Annotated in this window: 18 protein-coding genes and 1 tRNA gene; 9 read left to right on the forward strand and 10 right to left on the reverse strand. The window is 68.8% G+C overall.

Annotation, left to right across the window (positions count from 1 at the left end; translation table 11 throughout):
* Window positions 1-22 precede the first annotated feature (22 nt).
* Entirely contained in the window at window positions 23-1,750 is a 1,728-nt protein-coding gene (locus tag AB5L97_RS01335) for an HNH endonuclease signature motif containing protein (RefSeq protein ID WP_369046170.1), read from the reverse strand.
* A gap of 229 nt (window positions 1,751-1,979) precedes the next feature.
* Between AB5L97_RS01335 and AB5L97_RS01340 the strand changes: the two genes are divergently transcribed.
* A complete protein-coding gene (locus AB5L97_RS01340) occupies window positions 1,980-2,531 on the forward strand; it encodes an amino-acid N-acetyltransferase (protein WP_307959073.1) in 552 nt (183 codons plus the stop codon).
* A 115-nt stretch (window positions 2,532-2,646) separates the two neighbouring features.
* Here the strand turns inward: AB5L97_RS01340 and AB5L97_RS01345 are convergent, their stop codons facing one another.
* Together AB5L97_RS01345 and AB5L97_RS01350 are read right to left on the reverse strand one after the other, a co-directional pair.
* Window positions 2,647-3,132: a hypothetical protein gene (locus AB5L97_RS01345; RefSeq protein ID WP_369046171.1), complete on the reverse strand. Its 486-nt coding sequence runs from the start codon at window positions 3,130-3,132 to the stop codon at window positions 2,647-2,649.
* Between the two features lie 142 nt (window positions 3,133-3,274).
* Window positions 3,275-4,267, reverse strand: a complete 993-nt coding sequence (locus AB5L97_RS01350) for an A/G-specific adenine glycosylase (RefSeq protein WP_369047499.1) — start codon at window positions 4,265-4,267, stop codon at window positions 3,275-3,277.
* Window positions 4,268-4,717: 450 nt separating this feature from the next.
* On the opposite strand from AB5L97_RS01350, the gene AB5L97_RS01355 reads away from it, so the two are divergent.
* Window positions 4,718-5,467, forward strand: coding sequence for a hypothetical protein (locus AB5L97_RS01355; protein ID WP_369046172.1), 750 nt, complete (start codon window positions 4,718-4,720; stop codon window positions 5,465-5,467).
* Between the two features lie 9 nt (window positions 5,468-5,476).
* Here the strand turns inward: AB5L97_RS01355 and disA are convergent, their stop codons facing one another.
* From disA to AB5L97_RS01370, 3 genes are all read right to left on the reverse strand, one after another.
* Complete coding sequence (disA, locus tag AB5L97_RS01360; RefSeq protein ID WP_369046173.1) at window positions 5,477-6,553, reverse strand: DNA integrity scanning diadenylate cyclase DisA; 1,077 nt, start codon at window positions 6,551-6,553, stop codon at window positions 5,477-5,479.
* Between the two features lie 161 nt (window positions 6,554-6,714).
* Window positions 6,715-8,130: a DNA repair protein RadA gene (gene radA, locus AB5L97_RS01365; protein WP_369046174.1), complete on the reverse strand. Its 1,416-nt coding sequence runs from the start codon at window positions 8,128-8,130 to the stop codon at window positions 6,715-6,717.
* A gap of 55 nt (window positions 8,131-8,185) precedes the next feature.
* Window positions 8,186-9,304 (reverse strand): FUSC family protein, encoded by a 1,119-nt coding sequence (locus AB5L97_RS01370; RefSeq protein ID WP_307959068.1) that lies wholly within the window; start codon window positions 9,302-9,304, stop codon window positions 8,186-8,188.
* A 234-nt stretch (window positions 9,305-9,538) separates the two neighbouring features.
* Here AB5L97_RS01370 and pstS point away from each other — a divergent pair, with 234 nt between their 5' ends.
* The 4 genes from pstS (at window position 9,539) to pstB (ending at window position 13,682) form a co-directional block, all read left to right on the forward strand.
* Entirely contained in the window at window positions 9,539-10,657 is a 1,119-nt protein-coding gene (gene pstS, locus AB5L97_RS01375; RefSeq protein ID WP_369046175.1) for a phosphate ABC transporter substrate-binding protein PstS, read from the forward strand.
* A gap of 144 nt (window positions 10,658-10,801) precedes the next feature.
* Window positions 10,802-11,761, forward strand: a complete 960-nt coding sequence (gene pstC / locus AB5L97_RS01380) for a phosphate ABC transporter permease subunit PstC (protein ID WP_307959066.1) — start codon at window positions 10,802-10,804, stop codon at window positions 11,759-11,761.
* A gap of 1 nt (window position 11,762) precedes the next feature.
* Complete coding sequence (gene pstA, locus AB5L97_RS01385; protein WP_369046176.1) at window positions 11,763-12,869, forward strand: phosphate ABC transporter permease PstA; 1,107 nt, start codon at window positions 11,763-11,765, stop codon at window positions 12,867-12,869.
* A 33-nt stretch (window positions 12,870-12,902) separates the two neighbouring features.
* Window positions 12,903-13,682, forward strand: a complete 780-nt coding sequence (gene pstB / locus AB5L97_RS01390; RefSeq protein WP_307959064.1) for a phosphate ABC transporter ATP-binding protein PstB — start codon at window positions 12,903-12,905, stop codon at window positions 13,680-13,682.
* A gap of 124 nt (window positions 13,683-13,806) precedes the next feature.
* Here the strand turns inward: pstB and AB5L97_RS01395 are convergent, their stop codons facing one another.
* The 3 genes from AB5L97_RS01395 to AB5L97_RS01405 all read right to left on the reverse strand — a co-directional run bounded on the left by AB5L97_RS01395 (window position 13,807) and on the right by AB5L97_RS01405 (window position 16,373).
* Window positions 13,807-14,823 carry an inorganic phosphate transporter gene (locus AB5L97_RS01395; protein ID WP_369046177.1) on the reverse strand — a complete coding sequence of 339 codons (1,017 nt, stop codon included), beginning with the start codon at window positions 14,821-14,823 and terminating at the stop codon, window positions 13,807-13,809.
* Window position 14,824: 1 nt separating this feature from the next.
* Window positions 14,825-15,442, reverse strand: a complete 618-nt coding sequence (locus AB5L97_RS01400; RefSeq protein ID WP_369046178.1) for a DUF47 family protein — start codon at window positions 15,440-15,442, stop codon at window positions 14,825-14,827.
* Window positions 15,443-15,716: 274 nt separating this feature from the next.
* Entirely contained in the window at window positions 15,717-16,373 is a 657-nt protein-coding gene (locus tag AB5L97_RS01405) for a hypothetical protein (protein ID WP_307959061.1), read from the reverse strand.
* A 151-nt stretch (window positions 16,374-16,524) separates the two neighbouring features.
* Here AB5L97_RS01405 and AB5L97_RS01410 point away from each other — a divergent pair.
* The 3 genes from AB5L97_RS01410 (at window position 16,525) to AB5L97_RS01420 (ending at window position 19,338) form a co-directional block, all read left to right on the forward strand.
* Window positions 16,525-16,600, forward strand: a tRNA-Lys gene (locus AB5L97_RS01410).
* A 295-nt stretch (window positions 16,601-16,895) separates the two neighbouring features.
* On the forward strand, window positions 16,896-17,534 hold the full coding sequence (locus AB5L97_RS01415) for a hypothetical protein (protein ID WP_369046179.1): 639 nt from the start codon (window positions 16,896-16,898) through the stop codon (window positions 17,532-17,534).
* Between the two features lie 142 nt (window positions 17,535-17,676).
* Complete coding sequence (locus AB5L97_RS01420) at window positions 17,677-19,338, forward strand: substrate-binding domain-containing protein (protein ID WP_369046180.1); 1,662 nt, start codon at window positions 17,677-17,679, stop codon at window positions 19,336-19,338.
* A gap of 24 nt (window positions 19,339-19,362) precedes the next feature.
* Here AB5L97_RS01420 and AB5L97_RS01425 read toward each other — a convergent pair whose 3' ends face one another.
* A complete protein-coding gene (locus AB5L97_RS01425) occupies window positions 19,363-19,572 on the reverse strand; it encodes a dodecin (RefSeq protein ID WP_307959058.1) in 210 nt (69 codons plus the stop codon).
* Window positions 19,573-19,588 lie beyond the last annotated feature (16 nt).

A 19,588-nucleotide genomic window follows, 5' to 3' on the forward strand; every position in this document is an offset into this window, starting at 1 on the left:
AGAGTGCGCCGTTGCCTAGACCTTAGAACGGCGGGGGCAGCACCGGAGGCAGCACTGGGGGCGGCAAGGGCTCGGGTAGGTCCTCGTCTGGAGTCAGGGCTGCCTCCGGGGGCGTGATCGCCGGGGTCGCTCCCGCTCTGGCCGAAGCGACTGAGGACTTCGCTTCGGTGGTCCGAGACGCCTCCGGCAGGGAAGAGGACTCCGGCAGGGAAGACGCCTCCGGCGGGGAAGGAAGCTCAACGGTGCGTGGGCTCAGGATGTGGTCTCGTTCTAGGGGACCTGCCGCGTGCTCGAATCCGAGGAGCGTCTTCCACACGAGTTCGCCGCTCATCGGCGCCGCGCTATTCGCCTGATCAGTCCTGCGGCTATTCGCCTGATCGGCCGTGCGGCGGAGGGTGAACAGCGCGAGCGACTTGAGGGCATGGTGCTTGGGGCACAGCAGCGCAAGGTTATCGGCGTCGGAAGTCCCGCCGTCCTGCCATTCGATGGTGTGGTCGATCTCAGTGCGCCTGGCCGCGCAGGTGCATCCCGGGACGACGCATACACCGTCCCTGTACCGGACGAACCGTCTGAGCCCTTCTGGGGGCCGATAGGCCGTTCGGCCCAGGCGCACCGGCACGTCGTCCTCGTCCGTCAAGAGACGCTGCCATGTGGGAGCAGCCGCAGCGAGTTCGCGGGCAGTCTGGGCGTCGATGACGCCGAATCCTTCGAGCTCGGCAACATCGTCCGACGCTCCGAGCAGTGTGGCAACAGGGATATGGACGACAATTTCAGCCTTCACGAGGTCGTCCAGGCCCTCCGGGATGCGCACAGGGGCAGGACACCCGCCCCCTTCGCGCAGGCCCCCTTCGCTCCCGCCACTGACTGCCTCGGCAGTCGTGGGGTCAGCGGCGGGGTTCGAGGCGGTCTGGCGGTTCGACGCGGTCTCGATGCGAGCCTGCGTCTCGAGGAGCGCCTGTGCCAAGGCGTCGGCGCGCAGCTGTGGCTTGGTCCGGTATTCGCCCTCTGCGCCGTGGGCAGCTTGGGCGATCGCGTCCAGGCGCTTGTAGGCGGCGAATCCAACCTCAGACGGGAGCAGGGCGGTCAGGGTGCACATGCCGTCCTCCTCGGGCTGGAACCAGACTCGGCGATCCGCCTGGGCGCGGACGCGACGCTTCGCTATGGACTCGGGGTGGAGCCGCTCCCGGAGTGCTCGAATGACTCCTCGAAGTTCGCCGGGCGTGCGCCGGTGCCCCTTCCTCGTATGGAGACGCGACAGCGCCTCTACACCGAATGCCTCGGCGGCCTCGTCAGGCAGCGTCGCCGCCTGTTCGACGATGATCTTCGCGTGCGATTCGGTGATGTCGCCGGCAAAAAGCGCCTCGTGCACTGCCGGATGGGTGTCGACGAGCCGGTCTGAGAAGTTGACGTTTCGGGCGGCCACCGCCTCGGACGTGTTCTGCAGCAGGGCCACCTCGGACACCGTGGCCGCGTGCGCGAGCTCGCCGCCCAGCCGTGTGGGCTGACCTCCGCGGCCTTCGAGGGGCTCCTCCGCGATCTGCTGGCCGATAAGGTTCACGAGCAGAGCCTTCATGGCCGCGCTATAGGCATCGAAGTCCGCGAGGGCCTTGAGCGCCCGGGCGGTGCCCTCGGGCGTGCCCAGAGTGCTCGGATCAATCCAGAGTGCGCCGTGCACCGAGTCGCGGTCACGCGAAACAAACGAGAAGGGCTCGGCTGGGCTCCGCTCGAGCGTGCTTGCCGGCGCTGTCATCCCGCCCCCTTCGGTTCACGTGGTTTTTCGAATCTGTATTCGATACTATCGCACATGATGCGAACAGACTAGAAGACGCTGATGGGGTATGTGCCGAGCTGAAGTTGCTCCCGATTGCTCCGCAGGACACGCCATAGACGGTCGGCGCAGGCTGTCCGCCCTGGGGCAGCCACGACCCAAGCGGAAGGCGAGCCGCGGCGCCGTCGTGCGCAGAACTAGGATTGAGCGCATGACTCACGCCCCGACCGAGACCGCTGCCCCGCCGTTCACTCTGCGGCGCGCGCGAACCGGCGACGTCGCGGCGATCCGGCAGCTCGTCGCGCCGCTTGCCGAACGCCGGATCCTCATCTCGAAGGAGTCGGTGGCGTACTACGAAGCGATCCAGGAGTTCGTCGTCGCGCAGGTTCCGGACGGCGAGATCATCGGGTGCGGCGCGTTGCACGTCATGTGGGAGGACCTCGCGGAGATCCGAACCCTCGCTGCCGCGGACGCATGGCGGGGCCGCGGCGTCGGGCACGCGCTCGTGGAGCGGCTGCTCGCTGATGCGCACGACGTCGGCGTGCAGCGGGTCTTCTGCCTCACCTTCGAGGTGCGCTTCTTCGAGCGGCACGGATTCGAGGTGATGGCCGACCAGTCCGGCGTGGATCCCGAGGTGTACTCGGAGCTGCTGCGCTCGCAGGACGAAGGTGTGGCGGAGTTCCTCGACCTCGCGAGGGTCAAGCCGAACACCCTCGGCAACACGCGCATGATCAAGTGGCTGCCGGGCCGCGCCCGCGAGTAGTCACCCTGCCCGGAGGCCGAGTGGCTCGAAGGTTGCTGACGCCGTGGTGGTCTTCGTGTCGAGGGACGCAGACCGGTAGGAGCCGCGTCTGGGCAGAGCTCCAGACCCAGGGCCATTACGGCCCCGACCGGCGGAGTCCAGTGGTGTCCCACGTGGCGTCTGCGGTGACGACGCGCGGACATCCGTAGCCCCACGGGTAGGAAATGTTCGGCGCGAATTGGAGGCGGTGGGGGCCGATGCCAGTGCCGAGGAGGTCGTGGCCGGCGACGGTGAGGTCGATGGGCGTCTCGGTGAGGAGCCCCATGTTGATCCGCCCGACCTTGCCCGTCAATGGACTCGCTGCCGCCGCACTCTGGGCCCCGGGACTGGCGGGCTGCTCCTCGGTCAGGGCGAGCGGGCCGTCATGGCACCCGTTGTCCTGGCATGCGGTGGCAGTGACCGACAGGGGGTTCAGCCTCGCCGCGAGGTTCTCGGTGATGTGGATTGTGAGGAAGGGGGCCGCCGCGATCGCCGGGCACGCCACGGGTCCCTGGCAGGCCACTAGAGGGGTTGCCGTCAGGATGCCCACCGAAACGGCAACGAGGAGCGTCCTCCCATGCATGCGAGGAGCCTAGGTCTCGGCGGACTCTCCCTCAACACAGCTGAGGTCTCGATGTGGCCGCGAATCGGTTGCGACCGCGGAGATCCGGTGCTCGCCGAGATCCGGTACTTGTGCGTAGGACATTGCCAGAGCGCTTGGCGCCTCACGGAAGCCGCAGGGACCCCTCGACCTCAACCGCGAGGCCGTCCGCGAGAAGGCCCGCGAGGGCCCGTTCGAGCTGCTCGGGCCCGGTACGCAGCGCGTGGAGGCGAGCCAAGGCGTCACCGACGGGTCCCGTACCCCCCGCGGAATATTGAGTTGGGCAGGGTGCCGAGCGCGTAGACCCTGGAGAGCCCGGCATTGCAGGGGCACCGTCCTTGGGTCCACGCGGTTCGAGCAGATCGCGCTGCAACGGGTGCTGGGCCGCGCGCAGCACCGCCATGATGGCCCCTCTCACCTGCCGGTCGGTCCCGTGCCATGCCTGGCCCCGTGGGGTGTAGGTGGGCGGGGGTTCGCCGGCGGCGAGCCAGGCGCACGCATCCGACACTGGGCACTCCACGCACCGCGGCGATCGGGCCGTGCACACGATGGCACCGAGCTCCATCGTCGCGGCATTCCACGCGACGGACTGCTCTCGGTTGGCAGGCAGCAGCACCGTGGCGCGGCGCTGCTCGGCTGCGGTCAGCGTCGGGGCCGGAAGGGCTTCGCCGCCGACGAGCCGCGCGTGGACGCGCCGGATGTTCGTGTCCACCACCGTGGCCCGGCGTCCGAAGGCGAACGACGCGACCGCCGCGGCCGTGTACGAGCCGACGCCGGGCAACGCAAGGAGTCCTTCCTCGGTGTCCGGCAGTTCGCCGCCATGCTCGGACGTGATGACTGTCGCGGCGGCGTGCAGCCGGAGCGCCCGGCGCGGATAGCCGAGCCGGCCCCACGCGCGCACGGCCTCCCCAGCCGGTTCGGCGGCCAGATCCGCGGGATGCGGCCACCGCTCCATCCATTCCCGCCAGACGGGCAGCACGCGCGCCACGGGCGTCTGCTGGAGCATGACCTCACTCACGAGCACGCCCCACGGCGTCCGGCCAGCAGCCCGCCACGGCAGGTCCCGCGCCTCGCGTGCGAACCAGTCGACGAGCGTCGCGTGCAGCCTGCCGAGCATCTCGGGGTCCGGGAGCGCTGCCGCCGCGGGCGCTGCCGCCGCGGGCGCTGCCGCCGCGGGCGCTGCCGCCGCGGGCGCTGCCGTCGCGGGCGCTGCTGTCGCGGGCGCGGCCGCCGCGGGCGTTGCTGTAGTGGGCGCGGCCGCCGCGGGCGTTGCTGTAGTGGGCGCGGCCGCCGTGGGCGCTGCTGCTCGCTGCGCCGCACGACGGCGGGGCGCGGCTGTGGCGGTCACGGGAGCCTTTCTGGGGGTCACGTTCTGGATGTCAGGTTCTGAGGGTCACCATCTGGAGGTTACGATCTGGAGGTCACCTGGTGGGTCTGCACCACTGTAGCGGCACCGTCTCGGTGACGATCACGAGCCCGGTCACGGAGCAGCGGCTCAGCGATTCGACCACGCCCCTAGCGGCGCGGCGGCGGGGTTCAGTGGGCTGTGGATCCGTAGCCTAGAGGCATGGCAGGGCAGGACAAGGGTGGAACGGGAACACGGACTTCGACGGGAGGCCGCGCTCCGGGCACTCGGTCGCAGGGTACGCGCCGCGTCAGTCCGGCGGTGTACCGGAGGCGCCGCCTCGCTGTTCTCGTCCTCATGGTCCTCATCCTTGGTGTGCTCGGGGTGGGCATTTGGACCGCCGTCGTGGCGGTGGGCTCGGTAGCCCAGAGCCCGGCGTCCCTGTCCACGGCTGCTTCAGGCTCCGGTTCCGACCCGAGCTCCAAGCCGACGTCGACGGCGGGCGCCGACCCGTCGGCGTCGTCCGCGGCCAGCGCTGCCGGAGCGAGCGCCGACCCCACAGCGACGCCAACCGCCACCCCGACGCCGGCATGCGACCAGCACCTCATCACCGTCTCGGCGTCCACCGACAAGCCGAGCTACGCCCCCACGGAGAAGCCCGTCTTCACGCTCAAGGTGACCAACGGGAATCCGATGCCGTGCGAGGTCAATGTGGGGACCACGCAGATGGAGTTCCTCGTGGTGAGCGGCACCGACCGCGTCTTCTCGTCGAAGGACTGCCAGGCGAGCGCCCAGGACCTCCCCAAGACCATTGCCGCGGGCGCCTCGGAAACCGCGAACTTCCCGTGGGACCGCGTCCGCAGCACCGAGGGATGCAAGGCGGTCACCACGCAGCCCAAGCCGGGCATCTACGTCATGACTGCGTCGCTCGGACCGGTGACGAGCTCGAAGGCGGTCTTCGAGCTCAAGTAGGAAGCCCGCCTAGAGGAAGCGGTCCAGAAGGCTCGTCTCCGCCATCCGGGAGAGCCCTTCGCGCACGGTCCTGGCACGCTGTTCGCCGATGCCGTCCACGGTCATGAGGTCGTCGATGGTGGCGGCCATCAGGTTCTGGAGCCCGTTGAAGTGGTCTACGAGCCGGTCCGCAACGGCACGCGGCACGGGCTTGAGGCCGGAGATGAGGCGGTACCCGCGGGGGTGCACGACGGCGTCGAGCGTCTCGATCCCGCCCGCGTAGCCGAGGATCGCGGCGATGCGGTTGAGATCCAGGAGGTCCACGCTCGTGAGCTCCATGAGCCCCTCGACGGCGGCATCGATGGTCTCGTTGGAGACGTCGGCGCCCGCGTAGTCGCGGATGACGACGTCCGAGCCCGGCCCCAGGCCGGTGATCAGCTCCTCGAGCTGGAGGGCGAGGAGGCGGCCGTCGTCGCCGAGCTCGAGCACGTAGTGGGCGATTTCCTCGGAGATGCGGCGCACCATTTCCTGCCGCTGGAGCGTCTGCGCGACGTCTCGGACCGTGACCATGGCCTCGATCTCGAGGGCGGACAGCGAATGGGTGACCTGGTCGAGTCTGGCGCGGTAGCGTTCGAGTGTCGCGAGGGCCTGGTTGGCGCGCGCGAGCACCCGCTCGGAGCCCTCGATGACGTGTCGGATGCCCTGCACGTAGAGCGCGATGATCTGCATGGACTGGCTCACCGAGACGACCGGGAGGCCGGTCTGCTTCGCGACCCGCTCCGCGGTGCGGTGACGCGTCCCGGACTCGAACGTCTCGATCGACGAGTCAGGGACGAGGTGCACGGCGGCCTTGACGATCGTGCGGGCGTCCCTGTCGCATACGATGGCGCCATCCATCTTCGCGAGCTCGCGAAGGCGGGTGGGGGAGAACTCGATCCCGATCTCGAAGCCGCCCGAGCAGATCGACTCAACGGTCGGGTTGTAGCCCAGGACGATGAGGGCACCGGTGCGGCCGCGCAGGATGCGTTCGAGGCCGTCGCGAAGCGCGGTTCCGGGTGCGACCCGAGCCAAGGTGGCATTGAGCGCTTCCTCGGGGGTCGGAACCATGAGAGTTTCCCTTTCCTGGGCCTCGCGTGGCGCGACACCGGATCCCATGGTATCCGCGCGACGCGCGAGGCGACGCGGTCCTAGGCCCTAACTTGGCAACGATTCGGGCACATCCGCCGCCGTCGGGACCGACAGAGACGGGCGTGGAGCCGGGCCCCGCGCTACTCGGCGGCTGGGATCAGGAGTTCAAGGGCCTCGGCGACGTGGGCCACCTCTCTCACCCGGAACCCTGGGGGCACCTCGCCTGGGCCGTTGGGGCTCGCAGGCACGACGGCGTGGGTGAACCCCAGGCGGTGGGCCTCCTGGATGCGTCTGCTGATGCCGGGCACCGGCCGTACCTCGCCTGCGAGGCCCACCTCGCCGAACGCGATGAGCCGCTGGGGGAGCGCCGTGCGCGTCTTGGCGGAGGCCACCGCGAGGGCGACGGCGAGATCGGTGGCCGGCTCACTGAGCCTCACGCCGCCCACAGTGGCGATGTAGGCGTCGTCCTTGTGCAGGAGGCATCCGGCGCGCTGCTGCAGGACCGCCAGGAGCATCGAGACGCGCGACGAGTCGAGCCCGCTCGTGGCCCGGCGCGGCTGCGCTGCCGTGGTCTCCGCGAGGAGCGACTGGACTTCCGCGAGGAGCGGCCGGCGCCCCTCGAGGGTCACCGTGATGCAGGTGCCGGAGACGGGCTCCTTGGTGCGGGACACGAACAGTCCCGAGGGATCCGTGACGCTCTCGATCCCGGTCTCCGTCAGATCGAAGCAGCCCACCTCGTCGGTGGGTCCGTAGCGGTTCTTGACGGCACGCAGGAGCCGCAGCCGCGAATGGCGCTCGCCCTCGAACTGGCAGACGACGTCCACGAGGTGCTCGAGCAGCCGCGGTCCCGCGATCGAGCCGTCCTTGGTCACGTGGCCGACGAGCAGCGTGGTCATGTTCCGCCGCTTCGCCGCCGCGATGATCGACGCCGCGACCTCGCGCACCTGCGACACCCCGCCCGCGCTGCCGTCCACCTCGGGGCTCGAGAGCGTCTGGACGGAGTCCACGATGAGCAGCTGCGGCGCGATCTTCTCGACGTTGCCGAGGGCCTGGGAGAGGTCCGTCTCCGCGGCGAGGAACAGGCGTGGCGCGACGGCGTTGATCCTCTCCGCGCGCAGCTTGACCTGCGCCGCAGATTCCTCGCCCGTCACGTACAGGACGTCCCGCGCCGTTGAGCTCGCCCCCTGCCCGCCACCGACCTTCGCGGCGACGTCGAGCAGCAGTGTTGACTTGCCCACGCCTGGCTCGCCCGCGAGGAGGATCACGGCCCCAGGAACGAGCCCACCGCCCAGCACCCGATCGAGCTCACCGACTCCGGTAGGCAGGAACGCGGCGTCCGTGGCGTCGACGTCCGCGATGAGGCGGGCCGGCTCGAGAACGGAAGTGGCCGCTGTCGTGCGCGCGACGACGGCGCCGACCTCCTCGACCGTTCCCCATTCCTGACACTCGCCGCACCGGCCCACCCACTTTGCCGTGGTCCAGCCGCACTCGGCGCACCGGTACCCGGGGGCTTTGCCGGAGCGGGCGGTGCTGCGCGTGCTGGTCTTGGTTGCCATGCGCTCAAGGCTAGGGCAGGGTGCCGACACTTCTCGGCACGGACGCCACGGCCCGTCAGATCCTGGGCAGCGCGGCGACCGCTTCCTCGTGGTCGTCACCGGTGGCCTCGAGGAGGTCCACGAGCATGGGCCGCAGCAGGACCACGAGAGCTTCTCCCTCGAGCCGCTCCACGTGCAGGATCTTGGGGTGCGCCCGTGCCGCAATGTCTGCGAGGGCGCGATGCGCCGAACGCATCTGGGCCGCGCGTTCCTCGCGGCGTTCGGCGATGAGCCCGTCGGCGACGCTGTCGAGGGCGTCCGCCGTATCGTTGAGCAGCTCGGCGATGCTCTCGGCGGCGGCTTGCGTCAGGGCGGCGTTGTTGATCACCGACGCCAGCCGGCGCGCGACGACGCGCCCGTTGCGCATCGCCAGATCGAGGAACCCGACCGCCTTGCTGAGCTCCTCGATCTCGCCCCGGTGGCGTCGGTAGGCGGGCGCGATGCGGGCCACTTCGGAGGAGGACTTGAGGCTCGCCCTGATCGCATCGAGCGTTGACTGCGAATTCCGGCCGCGGACCAGTGCATGCCATGCGCGGGTCGAATCGGCGTCCGCGAGGGCCTCGGCGCATTCGCGCAGCATCGTGCCGAACATTTCGAGCAGGCCCTTGAGGTCACGACGCGGCTCAACGCGTGGGTCGCGGGGAAGCACCGCGGTGAGGGTGAGGGCCAGGAGACCGCCGACGACGGCGTCGAGGCTCCGCGAGAACGGTCCGCCCGTCGTCGCGGGCAGCAGCACGACGAAGAGGGACTGGAGCCCGAGCTGCGTTGCGAAGATCACCCCGCGGTCGAGGAACCGGGCGACCATGATCGAGAGGAAGAGGATGACGGCGGCCTGCCAGAGCCCGTCGCCCAGAACGTGCATGAGGAGGTCCCCGACGGCGATCCCGAGCGTGCATCCCACGGCCACCTCGAGCACCTTGCGGACCGTGAGATCGCGCCCGAAGCCCAGTGAGATGAGGGCCGACGTTGCGGCGAAGATCGGCATGGTGTGTCCGAGGACGGTCTCGGCGATGAAGTAGGCGAGCACTGCACCCACGGTCATGCTCACGGCCGGCCTGAGCGAATGGCGGACGCGGACGACGCCCGCGGATCTCAGGTCATTGACGTAGTCGCGCGCGACCGCCCACATAGCCATGGGTGCAGTCTAGGGAGCCTGTCTGAGTTCACCTCCCTGTTGTCTCCCGCTCGCGTGATGTTCCATTAGTGCGGTGTGACGGAGAAGGCAAGGCCATAGGGCCTATCGTCACGCCGAATCGGTGTGTCGTTCATTTTCCGTTAACCATCGGCGAGCAGAGTCTTCACCTGTCGGCTCTAGCTTCGACTTCAGTACGGCTCGTACGCACTCAACCACCCTGGAAGGGGCACCTTCGTGAAGGCTCTCCGTATCGGCCGCCTCTCGGCCGTCGCTGTCGTCGCAGCTGGCGCGCTCGCGCTGTCCGCCTGCGGTTCAGATAACACCGCTGGCACCACCAACACCGGCTCGGCATCGTCCGGCCCCAAGGTCACGGGCACCCTCACCGGCACCGGTTCGAGCGCCCAGTCCTCGGCCATCGATGCGTGGAAGCAGGGCTTCACGCAGGCCAACCCGGGCGTCACCGTCCAGTACTCCCCGGACGGCTCGGGCGCCGGCCGCAAGACCTTCATCTCCGGCGCGAGCCAGTTCGCCGGCACCGACGCCGCCATGAAGACGGACGAGCTCGAGTCCGCCAAGGCTGTCTGCGGCCCCGACGGCGCGCTCGACATCCCGGTCTACATCTCCCCGATCGCCGTGACCTTCAACGTCTCGGGCGTGACGGACCTCAACCTCACCGCCGACACGATCGCCAAGATCTTCCGTGGCACGATCACCAACTGGAACGACCCGGCTATCGCCGCGGACAACTCCGGCGCCAAGCTGCCTGACCTGAAGATCACGCCGGTGCACCGCTCCGACGACTCGGGCACGACCCAGAACTTCACGGAGTACCTCGCCGCGGCCGCCCCGTCGGTGTGGACCGACAAGGGCGCCCAGACGTGGCCGGCCTCGCTCCCGGGCGAGAACGCCAAGGGCACTTCCGGTGTTGTCAAGACCGTCACCGACACCCCCGGTGCCTTCGCCTACGCCGATGACTCCGCCGTGACCGGCAGCCTCGGCAAGGCCAAGGTCAAGGTCGGCGACAAGTTCGTGGCCCTCTCCGCTGATGGCGCCGCGAAGGCCGTGGCCCTCTCGAAGCCGGTCGACGGCCGCGCGGCGAACGACCTTGCCATCAATCTGGACCGCAAGACGACCGACTCCTCGGCGTACCCGATCGTCCTCGTCTCGTACCACGTGGTCTGCACGACCTACAAGGACCAGGCCACCGTGGACCTCGTGAAGGCGTGGGAGACCTACGTCGTCTCTGCTGACGGCCAGAAGAACGCTGCCGCTGCCGCGAAGAGCGCCCCGCTCTCCTCGGACCTCGCCGCGAAGGCGAAGACCGCGATCGACTCGATCAAGGTCAAGTCCTAACAATTCACCACAGCATCAGCACGGCGCAGGCCCGTCTCGTCCGAGGAATCGGACGGGGCGGGCATTGCGCTGAGTACCAGAGGGCGTGACACGATGACACGAACAGACGGCGGGCACCGGCCAGCCGCACTCAAGGGGTTGGATGTGACCACAACTCAAACCACCAAGGGCGCCGAGAGATCCCGCGGCGGCTTCGGCTCGAGCAAGGGCGGGACTGGGGACAAGGTCTTCTCGGGCGCCGCTGTCACGGCTGGCATCGTCATCCTTGTCGTGCTCTTCGCCGTCGCGGCCTTCCTGATCGGGCAGGCGGTCCCGGCCCTCGTTGCCCCCCAGAGCGAGATCGCAGGTGGAAAGGGCTTCTGGGCCTACATCGGTCCGCTCGTGGTCGGCACGGTGATCGCCGCGGCCATCGCGCTCATCATCGCTACGCCCATCTCGATCGGCGTTGCGCTGTTCATCTCGCACTACGCCCCGCGCGCGCTGGCCCAGATCCTCGGATACGTTATCGACCTGCTCGCAGCCATTCCGTCGGTAGTCTTCGGCGCGTGGGGCATCTCGTTCCTCGCTCCGGCCGTCGTTCCGGGCTACACGTGGCTCGCCTCGACGCTCGGCTGGATCCCGATCTTCGCTGGGCCCGCCTCGGCGACGGGCAAGACGATCTTCACCGCCTCGATCGTGCTCGCGGTCATGGTGATCCCGATCATCACTTCGATCACTCGCGAGATCTTCCTGCAGACGCCCACGCTGCACGAGGAGGCCGCTCTGGCGCTCGGCGCCACGCGCTGGGAGATGGTCCGCATGACTGTGTTCCCCTTCGCGCGCCCCGGCGTCATCAGTGCGATCATGCTCGGCCTCGGGCGTGCGCTCGGCGAGACAATGGCCGTGGCCCTCGTCCTCTCATCCGGACCGCTCATCGCGAGCCTCATCAGGTCCGGGAACCAGACCATCGCCGCGGAGATCGCGCTGAACTTCCCGGAGGCTACGGGCCTGAGCCTGAGCCAGCTCATCGCGGCCGGCCTCGTGCTGTTCGTGATTACCCTCGCAGTCAACGTCGTCGCGCGCTGGGTCATCAGCCGCCACAAGGAATTCTCGGGAGCGAACTGACATGGCCATCACCGCTCCCCAGCGCCGCAGCTCAGCGCTGACCCGCAATCGTCTCCCGTCGTTCGCGCCCTGGGTGGCTCTCGTCGTCGCGCTGATCGTGGGGGCCGCGATCTCGTCCCTGATCGGCTTCAACCCGTTCGGGTGGGGCATCTTCGCCGCGATCACGTTCACGATCGTGTTCGTCGCCTGGAGCGCTGCCGTCGAGGGCCCGCGCAAGGCCAAGGACAAGCTAGCGACCTGCCTCGTGGCCGCCGCGTTCCTCATCGCGCTCCTTCCCCTGATCTCGGTCATCTGGACTGTCCTCGTCGAGGGCCTCAAAGGCCTGCTCACGCCCGGCTTCCTCGGCACGTCGATGAACGGCGTGAGCGGCATCCAGGACAACCAGTCGGTCAACGAGGGCACCAAGGTCCTCGGGGGCATCTACCACTCGCTCATGGGCACGCTGCTCATCACGCTCTGGGCCACGATCATCTCCGTTCCCATCGGCCTCCTGACGTCGATCTACCTCGTCGAGTACGGCAACGACGGACGCCTGTCGCGTGCGATCACGTTCTTCGTGGACGTCATGACCGGCATCCCGTCCATCGTGGCCGGCCTCTTCGCGGCGGCGTTCTTCGCCACGATCCTGGGCCCAGGCACGAAGACCGGGTTCGTCGCCGCCGTCGCGCTCTCGGTGCTCATGATTCCCGTGGTAGTGCGCTCGAGCGAGGAGATGCTGCGCATCGTCCCGAATGAGTTGCGCGAGGCTTCCTACGCCCTCGGCGTGCGGAAGTGGCGCACGATCCTCATGATCGTGATCCCGACGGCGATTTCCGGCATCGCGTCCGGCGTGACCCTCGCGATCGCGCGCGTCATCGGCGAGACGGCCCCGATCCTCGTCACGGCGGGCTTCGCGACGAAGATCAACCTCAATGTGTTCGCGGACTGGATGTCCTCGCTCCCGACGTTCATCTACACGCAGATCCTGAACCCGACCTCGCCGTCGAACCCGGATCCGAGCACCCAGCGGGCGTGGGGTGCGGCCCTGGTGCTCATCATCCTCGTGATGCTCCTGAACCTCGCGGCCCGCCTGATCGCCCGGGTGTTCGCCCCCAAGACCGGCCGCTGACCAGACTTCACCTCAGAATCCAGAAGGAACAGCATGTCCAAGCGCATCGACGTCCATGATCTGAACATCTACTACGGTGACTTCCTCGCCGTCGAGGGCGTCAACATCAACATCGAGCCCAAGTCAGTCACAGCGTTCATCGGTCCGTCGGGCTGCGGCAAGTCCACCTTCCTCCGCACGCTCAACCGCATGCACGAGGTCATCCCGCGCGCGTACGTCAAGGGCCAGGTGATGCTGGACGGCGATGACCTCTACGGGCCAGGGGTCGATCCGGTGGCCGTGCGCTCGCACGTGGGGATGGTCTTCCAGCGGCCCAATCCGTTCCCGACGATGTCGATCAAGGACAACGTCCTGGCCGGCGTCAAGCTCAACGGCCGCAAGATCTCCAAGTCGGACGCCGACGCCCTCGCCGAGCAGTCGCTGCGTGGCGCCAACCTCTGGAACGAGGTCAAGGACCGCCTCAACAAGCCGGGTTCGGGCCTGTCCGGCGGTCAGCAGCAGCGCCTGTGCATCGCCCGCGCCATTGCCGTGAAGCCGGATGTGCTCCTCATGGACGAGCCCTGCTCGGCCCTCGACCCGATCTCGACCCTCGCGATCGAGGACCTCATCGAGGAACTCAAGGAGAACTACACAGTCGTCATCGTCACGCACAACATGCAGCAGGCCGCACGCGTGTCGGACAAGACGGCGTTCTTCAACATCGCCGGTACCGGCAAGCCCGGCCACCTCATCGAGTACGACGACACCACAACGATCTTCAACAACCCGAAGGACAAGCAGACGGAGGACTACGTTTCCGGCCGTTTCGGGTGAGCTGCATCGGCTAGGACGCATAACACGCACGACGGCGGGCTGCCGCGCCTCAGGCGTGGCGCCCGCCGCTCTTGTCGGGGTGCTCCCACTCGGTGAATGCGGGTGTGGCTAGCCCGTTAGTCCGTTAGCCGATGTCCCCGAGGGGCTCGAAGGCGAGCCCGAGGACGAAGCCGAGCACCGCCGTCGTGAGCGGGGTGAGCAGCCAGAACCGGATGAGGCGCACCACGAGCGGCACGTTGACCGAGCCGACATCCTGATTCGCGCCCGCACCGAGCACGGATGCGACGACGGTATGCGTGGTCGAGAGCGGCCAGTGGAGGCCGAGGGAGCCGAAGACGAGCATGGCGCTCGTGACGAACTGCGACACGAACGCACGCAGCGGGTCCATGCGAACGAGCCGATGGCTGAGCGTATAGGTGATCCGCCAGCCTCCAGCCAGCGTTCCGCCACCCAGCGCGATCGCGGCCGCGACCATCGCCCACATCGGCACCTCGTCGAATCCCGCGCCCGAGCCGAGAGCGGCGACGATGAAGAGGGCAACGATCCGCTGGCCGTCCTGGAGCCCATGGCCGAACGCCACGATCGACGCGCCGACGGACTGGGCGGCCCGTAGCCCCGCATGCGCCTGACTCGGCTGGCTGTAGCGGAGGATCCACGTGACGAGCGGGGTGAGGAAGAACGCGGCGCCGAACGCGAGCAGTGGGGACACGATCAGGGGGAGCCCAACGGAGAGCCAGAACACCTGGTCGAGGCCCGAGGGTGCCCGGTCTCCTATGAGCGTGAGGCCCAGGCTGGCACCGATGAGGCCGCCCACCAAGGCATGCGTCGACGAGGCCGGGTAGCCCCGCCACCACCCGTAGACGCCCCACAGGATGGCCGCGATGAGCGTCGCCCCGAGCAGGACAAGGCCATCGTTCCCGCTGGGGACTGCCACGAACACCATCCCGATGTTCTTCAGCAGCCACGCACTCGTGAGCGTTCCGAGCACGTTGAACCCCGCCGTCAGCACGACGGCGATGCTCGGCGTCAGCGCGCGGGTCCGCACGGTGAGCGCGACCGCCGCGGAAGCATCGCGGAAGCCGTTGAGGAAGCCGAACACGCAGACGAGCAAGATGACCGCGCCCGTGAGCGCTGCTGTCACCTCAGGACTCCCTGACGATGATCCGGCCGACGTAGGTCGCGACCGCCTGGAGCGAGTGCACCGCCGCGACAAGGGCACGCGCCACCTCGACGGTGCGGGCGAACTGGCCGATGGAGAGCTCCCGCAGCGCGGACGCGCTCCACACCCGGTAGGTCTGCTCGGCACGCTTGGCGAGCCGGATCATGTCCGTCCAGTAGTCCTCGAGCTCTTCGAGGCGGGACAGGGAGCGCATGGCCGCGACGGTCAGTTCCGCCTGCCGGTTGACGATGTCCAGCATGTCCGAGGCCTCGGCGGGCAGCCTGTCGATCGCATGGAGCTGGATGAGTTCGCCGACGGCCACGAGATGGTCCACGGTCGCGGCGAGGGATTCGGAGAGCTGGAGGAGGTCCTCGCGGGGGAGCGGGTTGACGAAGCTCGTGCGCAGCTGGGTGAGGAGCGTGCGGGAGAGTTCAGTGGTGCGAGCGTCGTTCGCCATGAGAATGTCCACGAGCTGCTCGTAGTCCGAGCGGCGTGCTCCGAACATTTCCGAGAGCGTCTGTACTCCCAGCACTGACTGCTGGGCCATGGACGCGAGCAGTTCGAGGCCCGCGGTCTCCTGGGGGAACAGCCTGAACTTCATGGATCTCCGGCGCGGGAAGTACTGAGTCTGGCCGCAGCGGTCGGGGTTCCGCTCGCCATCCTGCCAGCGGATGCCAGCCCTTCGCATCTTACGGGACAGCGGTGAACGGGAAAGCTAAGGCGCCGAACCGGGACCGCCTCTCGGCGGAAGGCCGCTCAAAGCGGCTCAAAGTTGGAGCCCGGGGGTTCACCGGTCCGACGCCACCTACAGTGTTCTACGCTCCCGGCGCCCGAGTCAATCTTGACAGATCGGCGGCAGTGCGCTCCCGAGAGACTCAGTCCAGCTGCCCTCGGCGCCAGGCCTTGGCGCTCGCCTCGAGGTCCTCGGCCGTCTTCACGAGCTGGTTGGCGCTCTTCGTGAGCTTGGTCGCGTGCTGCGAATTGGACCATTCGGCGCTGTCCGCCACCGTGGCTTGACCGAGCGCGACGACGCGGCAGAACGCCGCCGAGCGTTCGAGCGCGACGTCGAACTCGCCGTCGAACGCACCGGAGAGGATCGCGTCCGCCATCGCGGCGAGCTCATCGGCTCCGGGCGGCTCCGCGACGCCCGCGACCACGTGCGAGACCTGTGCAGTGTCCTTGCCGGCCTTGAAGTAGACGGAGATGCGCTCGGGGTCCTGCTTCGTGGCGGCGCGGAGGGCGTAGAGGCGCCACAGCGCACCTGGCAGGGAGCGGGCGGGGCTTTCGGCCCACATCTCGGCGATAGCCTCGAGCCCCTGCTCGTCGGCGAGTCGGACGAGCCGCTGAGTCACTTCTGGGTCGTCGCTCTCCCGCCCCCGGCGCACGAGCGCCTGGGCCGCGAGGTGGGCCGCCTCGGAGACCCGGGCGGGGTCGGTGCCGCCCGCAAAGGGCTCGAAGTCGATGGGCGCGAAAGGCTTCGGCTTGTGGGGCCTGATCGGGCCCGAACCGCTGGATGCTGGGTTCTCGCTCATGCGACTGCCTCGTTCATGCCCAGTACGGTACTCCTCTTCGCGCGGGGCCGCCGCTGGCGGTGGGCTTGTGTTGTACCCGCGGGATTCCGCGCACGACGTCGTGTGGGCACCCTGCGCTAGAGTGGTTCCGTCCCGGCGGCGCCGGGGCACCGGGCCTCTAGCTCAGTTGGTAGAGCAGCGGACTTTTAATCCGCGGGTCGTGGGTTCGAAACCCACGGGGCCCACCACATGTCACTCGGGCCGAAGACGCCCGGGCCCCATCGGGGATACGGCCCGGGCGTCTTGGCGCGACAACGACTTCCGCACCACTCCCCAGCAGTGGCGGCATGCCGCGTCCCGCTGACGCTACCAGCACGTAAGGGCTCCAGTGAAGTGCGGGATAAGCGGGCAGTGTGACGCTCACAGAAACTTCCTAGCAATACAAGTGTTATCGTCTCACTTATTTGACAGGATGATACAACTTAAGTCACGTTGGTTCAGGATGTTCAGTCCGAAGACATTTCAGCCAACGAGAGGGGGCCGATGACGGTGACAACTCAGGCACGTCCCGGCCAGCGCTCGGTGGGCACGTCCATCGCAGAGGCCCGGGGGATTGACCCTCACGCCTTGGCCGTCCTGGATCTTTCGGCGCGTGCTCCGGGCGGGCCCCGGCGGGGCAAGGCTGTGCTTGCCCTTCGCGAAGAGTACGGACCGGCAATGCGTGAGGCGAGGATCGCCGTCCTGCACTCAATTGGCCGAGCATCGGACCTCGGCCGCACCAGATCGGACCAGGCCCCGGCGCGCAGCTTCGTCCTGCTCGCGTCGGCGGCACTCGGGGCGGCTCCGCTCCTGATCGCGCTCGCCATGTGGGGGTCGGGTGTGCCGTTGTCCGCAGTGCTCGCGCTCGGGGCGGTGCTCTGGATCGGACTCCGGCCGGTGCTGCGGCGACTCGAGCGCGGTCCGCTGTACGCGCAGGGCGCACCTCGGGTCAGGCGCGCGGCCGCGAAGTACCTTCTGGGCGACCTCATTGATGCGCACGCCTCCGAACTCCTCGAACAGGCCGGGGCTCCTGCGGCCGACGTGGCCTTGCTGCGCGCCCGCTGGGCCGCGGGGATGGCGGCTGTGCTCGCCTGGCGCTGCGCCCTCGTGACGCACGACGCCGCGGAGCCGTCCGAGCGGTAGGCAGGCCTCGCGCTGTGATCCGGGACACGGGCTCTCGGTGCGCTCCACCTATACTGGGCGGGATCACACGTAGTCCACGGGGCCGCCCCGCGGGGGAGACGCGTGCTGAATCGCGGATGCCACCTGTGCTGGGAGGAGAGCCATGGCAGGACGCAGGGTTGCGAGCCGGGCCGAATCGAAGAGCAGCTGGCGCGCGCGTCGCCGGCGGAGCCGATTCGCCATCGTCGTGTCTATCGCGGTGGGCGTGCTCGTCCTTATTGGCCTCGCGGCGTGGGCGCTGGTTCCGAGGATCGTGACGGCCGCCGCGCCGTCGTGCGCGTCAACCGAGACGTACAGCGTGCTCGCCGACTCGACCACGCTCCCGGCAGTGAACGCCGCTGCGGCGCGTGTGGACCCCGCCGCGTGCGTGACGCTCAAGATCGATGTCGCGGAGCAGACCGACATCGCCGCCAAGGTTGCGGCCGGCAAGGCTGCGCCGGACCTCTGGCTGGCCGATTCGAGCGCACGGGTGAGCGCTGTCAACTCCACCCCGAAGCCAGAGATCGCGGTGCCCTCGGTGGCGGCCTCGCCGGCGGTTGTCGTCGCGGCGAAGGGCACTGCTGCACCGTCCGGGTGGGGCGCCGCGTTCGGCACCGCCAGCATCCAGTTCGGCGATCCGCTCACGAGCGCGAGTGCCTCGGCCGCGCTCGCCGGCGCCGTTGCCGAGGGCGAGTCCGGTGGCTCGAACCCTGCCGCGCTTGCGGCGTCGCTCGGCAAGCTCGCCCAAGGCTCGGCCCAGAAATCCCATGCAACCCAGAGCGACTCTGCGCTCCTCGATACGGCCGAGCGCTCGTCGGATTCGGTCATCGTCGCGGAGAGCTCGTGGCTCGCGTACGCCTCCTCCCACCAGAACACCAAGCTCGCGGCGACCGTCCCCGGCGGCAAGGCTGCCGTCGTCGACTATCCGATCGCCGTCACGAGCACCGATTCCGCGCGTCGCCCGGGTGCGGCGAAGGCAGCCAAGGCGCTCGCTGCAGCCCTCGGCGACGATCAGGGCCGCCGTGCGCTCGCCGACGCCGGCCTGCGCGCTCCGGGCGCGGGCCAGACCGACGGCGCGGCCGCCCAGCTTTCCGTGGGAGCCGTGACCGTGCTTGCCCCCTCCGCGGACGGGATCAGCCGCGCGCTCAAGACCTGGGCGCTGCAGGTCGTCCCGTTCCGCTCGCTCGTCGTCATGGACGTCTCCGGGTCCATGAACCTCGACGCGGGCGGCAAGACCCGCATGCAGCTCACCCAGCAGGCTGCTGCGACGGGCGCGGGCATGTTCCCGGACACGGCCCAGCTGGGCATGTGGGCGTTCTCGATCAACCTGGGCGGCCAAGGCCAGGACTACAAGGAGCTCGACCCGATCCGGCGCATGGACGCCATCACGGACGGCAAGTCGCAGCGCCAGCGTCTCGGGGCCGACATCCAGTCGCTCGGGAGCCTCGTGGGCGGGGGAACGGGTCTCTACGACACCGCGCTGGCAGCCTTCCGCACCGTCAAAGCGGGCTACGACCCGCGGGCCGTGAACTCGGTCATCCTGTTCACGGACGGCGCGAACGAGAAGCCCAACTCGATCTCGCTCGATGAGCTCCTCGCGACGCTCAACCGGGAGAAGGACCCGGCCAAGCCCGTCATCTTCGTGACGATTGGCATCACGGCCGACGCAGACGCGGCCGTGCTCCAGCAGATCGCTGCCGCGACCGGAGGCTCAAGCTACGTGGCGAAGGACCCGGCGGACATCCCGAAGGTGTTCACCGAGGCCCTCGTCGCCAGGACTCAATAGCGGCGAACCCGGCCGGGCGCGCCGTCAGCGCTCGAGACGGAACCCGATCTTGAGGGTGACCTGCCAGTCCTTGACGTCGCCGCCCTCGAGGTGGCCGCGCACCGACTGGACCTCGAACCAGTCGAGGTTCCGCAGGGTCTGCGACGCGGCGGCGACGCCGTTCTTGATGGCTGCGTCGATGCTGTCGGGGCTCGTGCCGACGATCTCGGAGATGCTGTACGTGTTGCTCGCCATGGTTCCTCCTCGGTCC

Origin of the sequence: Sinomonas sp. P10A9 (assembly GCF_041022165.1) — a bacterium.
Classification (GTDB): domain Bacteria; phylum Actinomycetota; class Actinomycetes; order Actinomycetales; family Micrococcaceae; genus Sinomonas; species Sinomonas puerhi.

What these genes read in the sequence shown, in the direction of transcription:
- AB5L97_RS01335 (WP_369046170.1), bottom strand. Translation starts at nt 1,750, where the DNA reads ATGACAGCGCCGGCAAGCACGCTCGAGCGGAGCCCAGCCGAGCCCTTC.
- AB5L97_RS01340 (WP_307959073.1), top strand. Translation starts at nt 1,980, where the DNA reads ATGACTCACGCCCCGACCGAGACCGCTGCCCCGCCGTTCACTCTGCGG.
- AB5L97_RS01345 (WP_369046171.1), bottom strand. Translation starts at nt 3,132, where the DNA reads ATGCATGGGAGGACGCTCCTCGTTGCCGTTTCGGTGGGCATCCTGACG.
- AB5L97_RS01350 (WP_369047499.1), bottom strand. Translation starts at nt 4,267, where the DNA reads ATGCTCGGCAGGCTGCACGCGACGCTCGTCGACTGGTTCGCACGCGAG.
- AB5L97_RS01355 (WP_369046172.1), top strand. Translation starts at nt 4,718, where the DNA reads ATGGCAGGGCAGGACAAGGGTGGAACGGGAACACGGACTTCGACGGGA.
- disA (WP_369046173.1), bottom strand. Translation starts at nt 6,553, where the DNA reads ATGGTTCCGACCCCCGAGGAAGCGCTCAATGCCACCTTGGCTCGGGTC.
- radA (WP_369046174.1), bottom strand. Translation starts at nt 8,130, where the DNA reads ATGGCAACCAAGACCAGCACGCGCAGCACCGCCCGCTCCGGCAAAGCC.
- AB5L97_RS01370 (WP_307959068.1), bottom strand. Translation starts at nt 9,304, where the DNA reads ATGGCTATGTGGGCGGTCGCGCGCGACTACGTCAATGACCTGAGATCC.
- pstA (WP_369046176.1), top strand. Translation starts at nt 11,763, where the DNA reads ATGGCCATCACCGCTCCCCAGCGCCGCAGCTCAGCGCTGACCCGCAAT.
- pstB (WP_307959064.1), top strand. Translation starts at nt 12,903, where the DNA reads ATGTCCAAGCGCATCGACGTCCATGATCTGAACATCTACTACGGTGAC.
- AB5L97_RS01400 (WP_369046178.1), bottom strand. Translation starts at nt 15,442, where the DNA reads ATGAAGTTCAGGCTGTTCCCCCAGGAGACCGCGGGCCTCGAACTGCTC.
- AB5L97_RS01405 (WP_307959061.1), bottom strand. Translation starts at nt 16,373, where the DNA reads ATGAGCGAGAACCCAGCATCCAGCGGTTCGGGCCCGATCAGGCCCCAC.
- AB5L97_RS01415 (WP_369046179.1), top strand. Translation starts at nt 16,896, where the DNA reads ATGACGGTGACAACTCAGGCACGTCCCGGCCAGCGCTCGGTGGGCACG.
- AB5L97_RS01420 (WP_369046180.1), top strand. Translation starts at nt 17,677, where the DNA reads ATGGCAGGACGCAGGGTTGCGAGCCGGGCCGAATCGAAGAGCAGCTGG.
- AB5L97_RS01425 (WP_307959058.1), bottom strand. Translation starts at nt 19,572, where the DNA reads ATGGCGAGCAACACGTACAGCATCTCCGAGATCGTCGGCACGAGCCCC.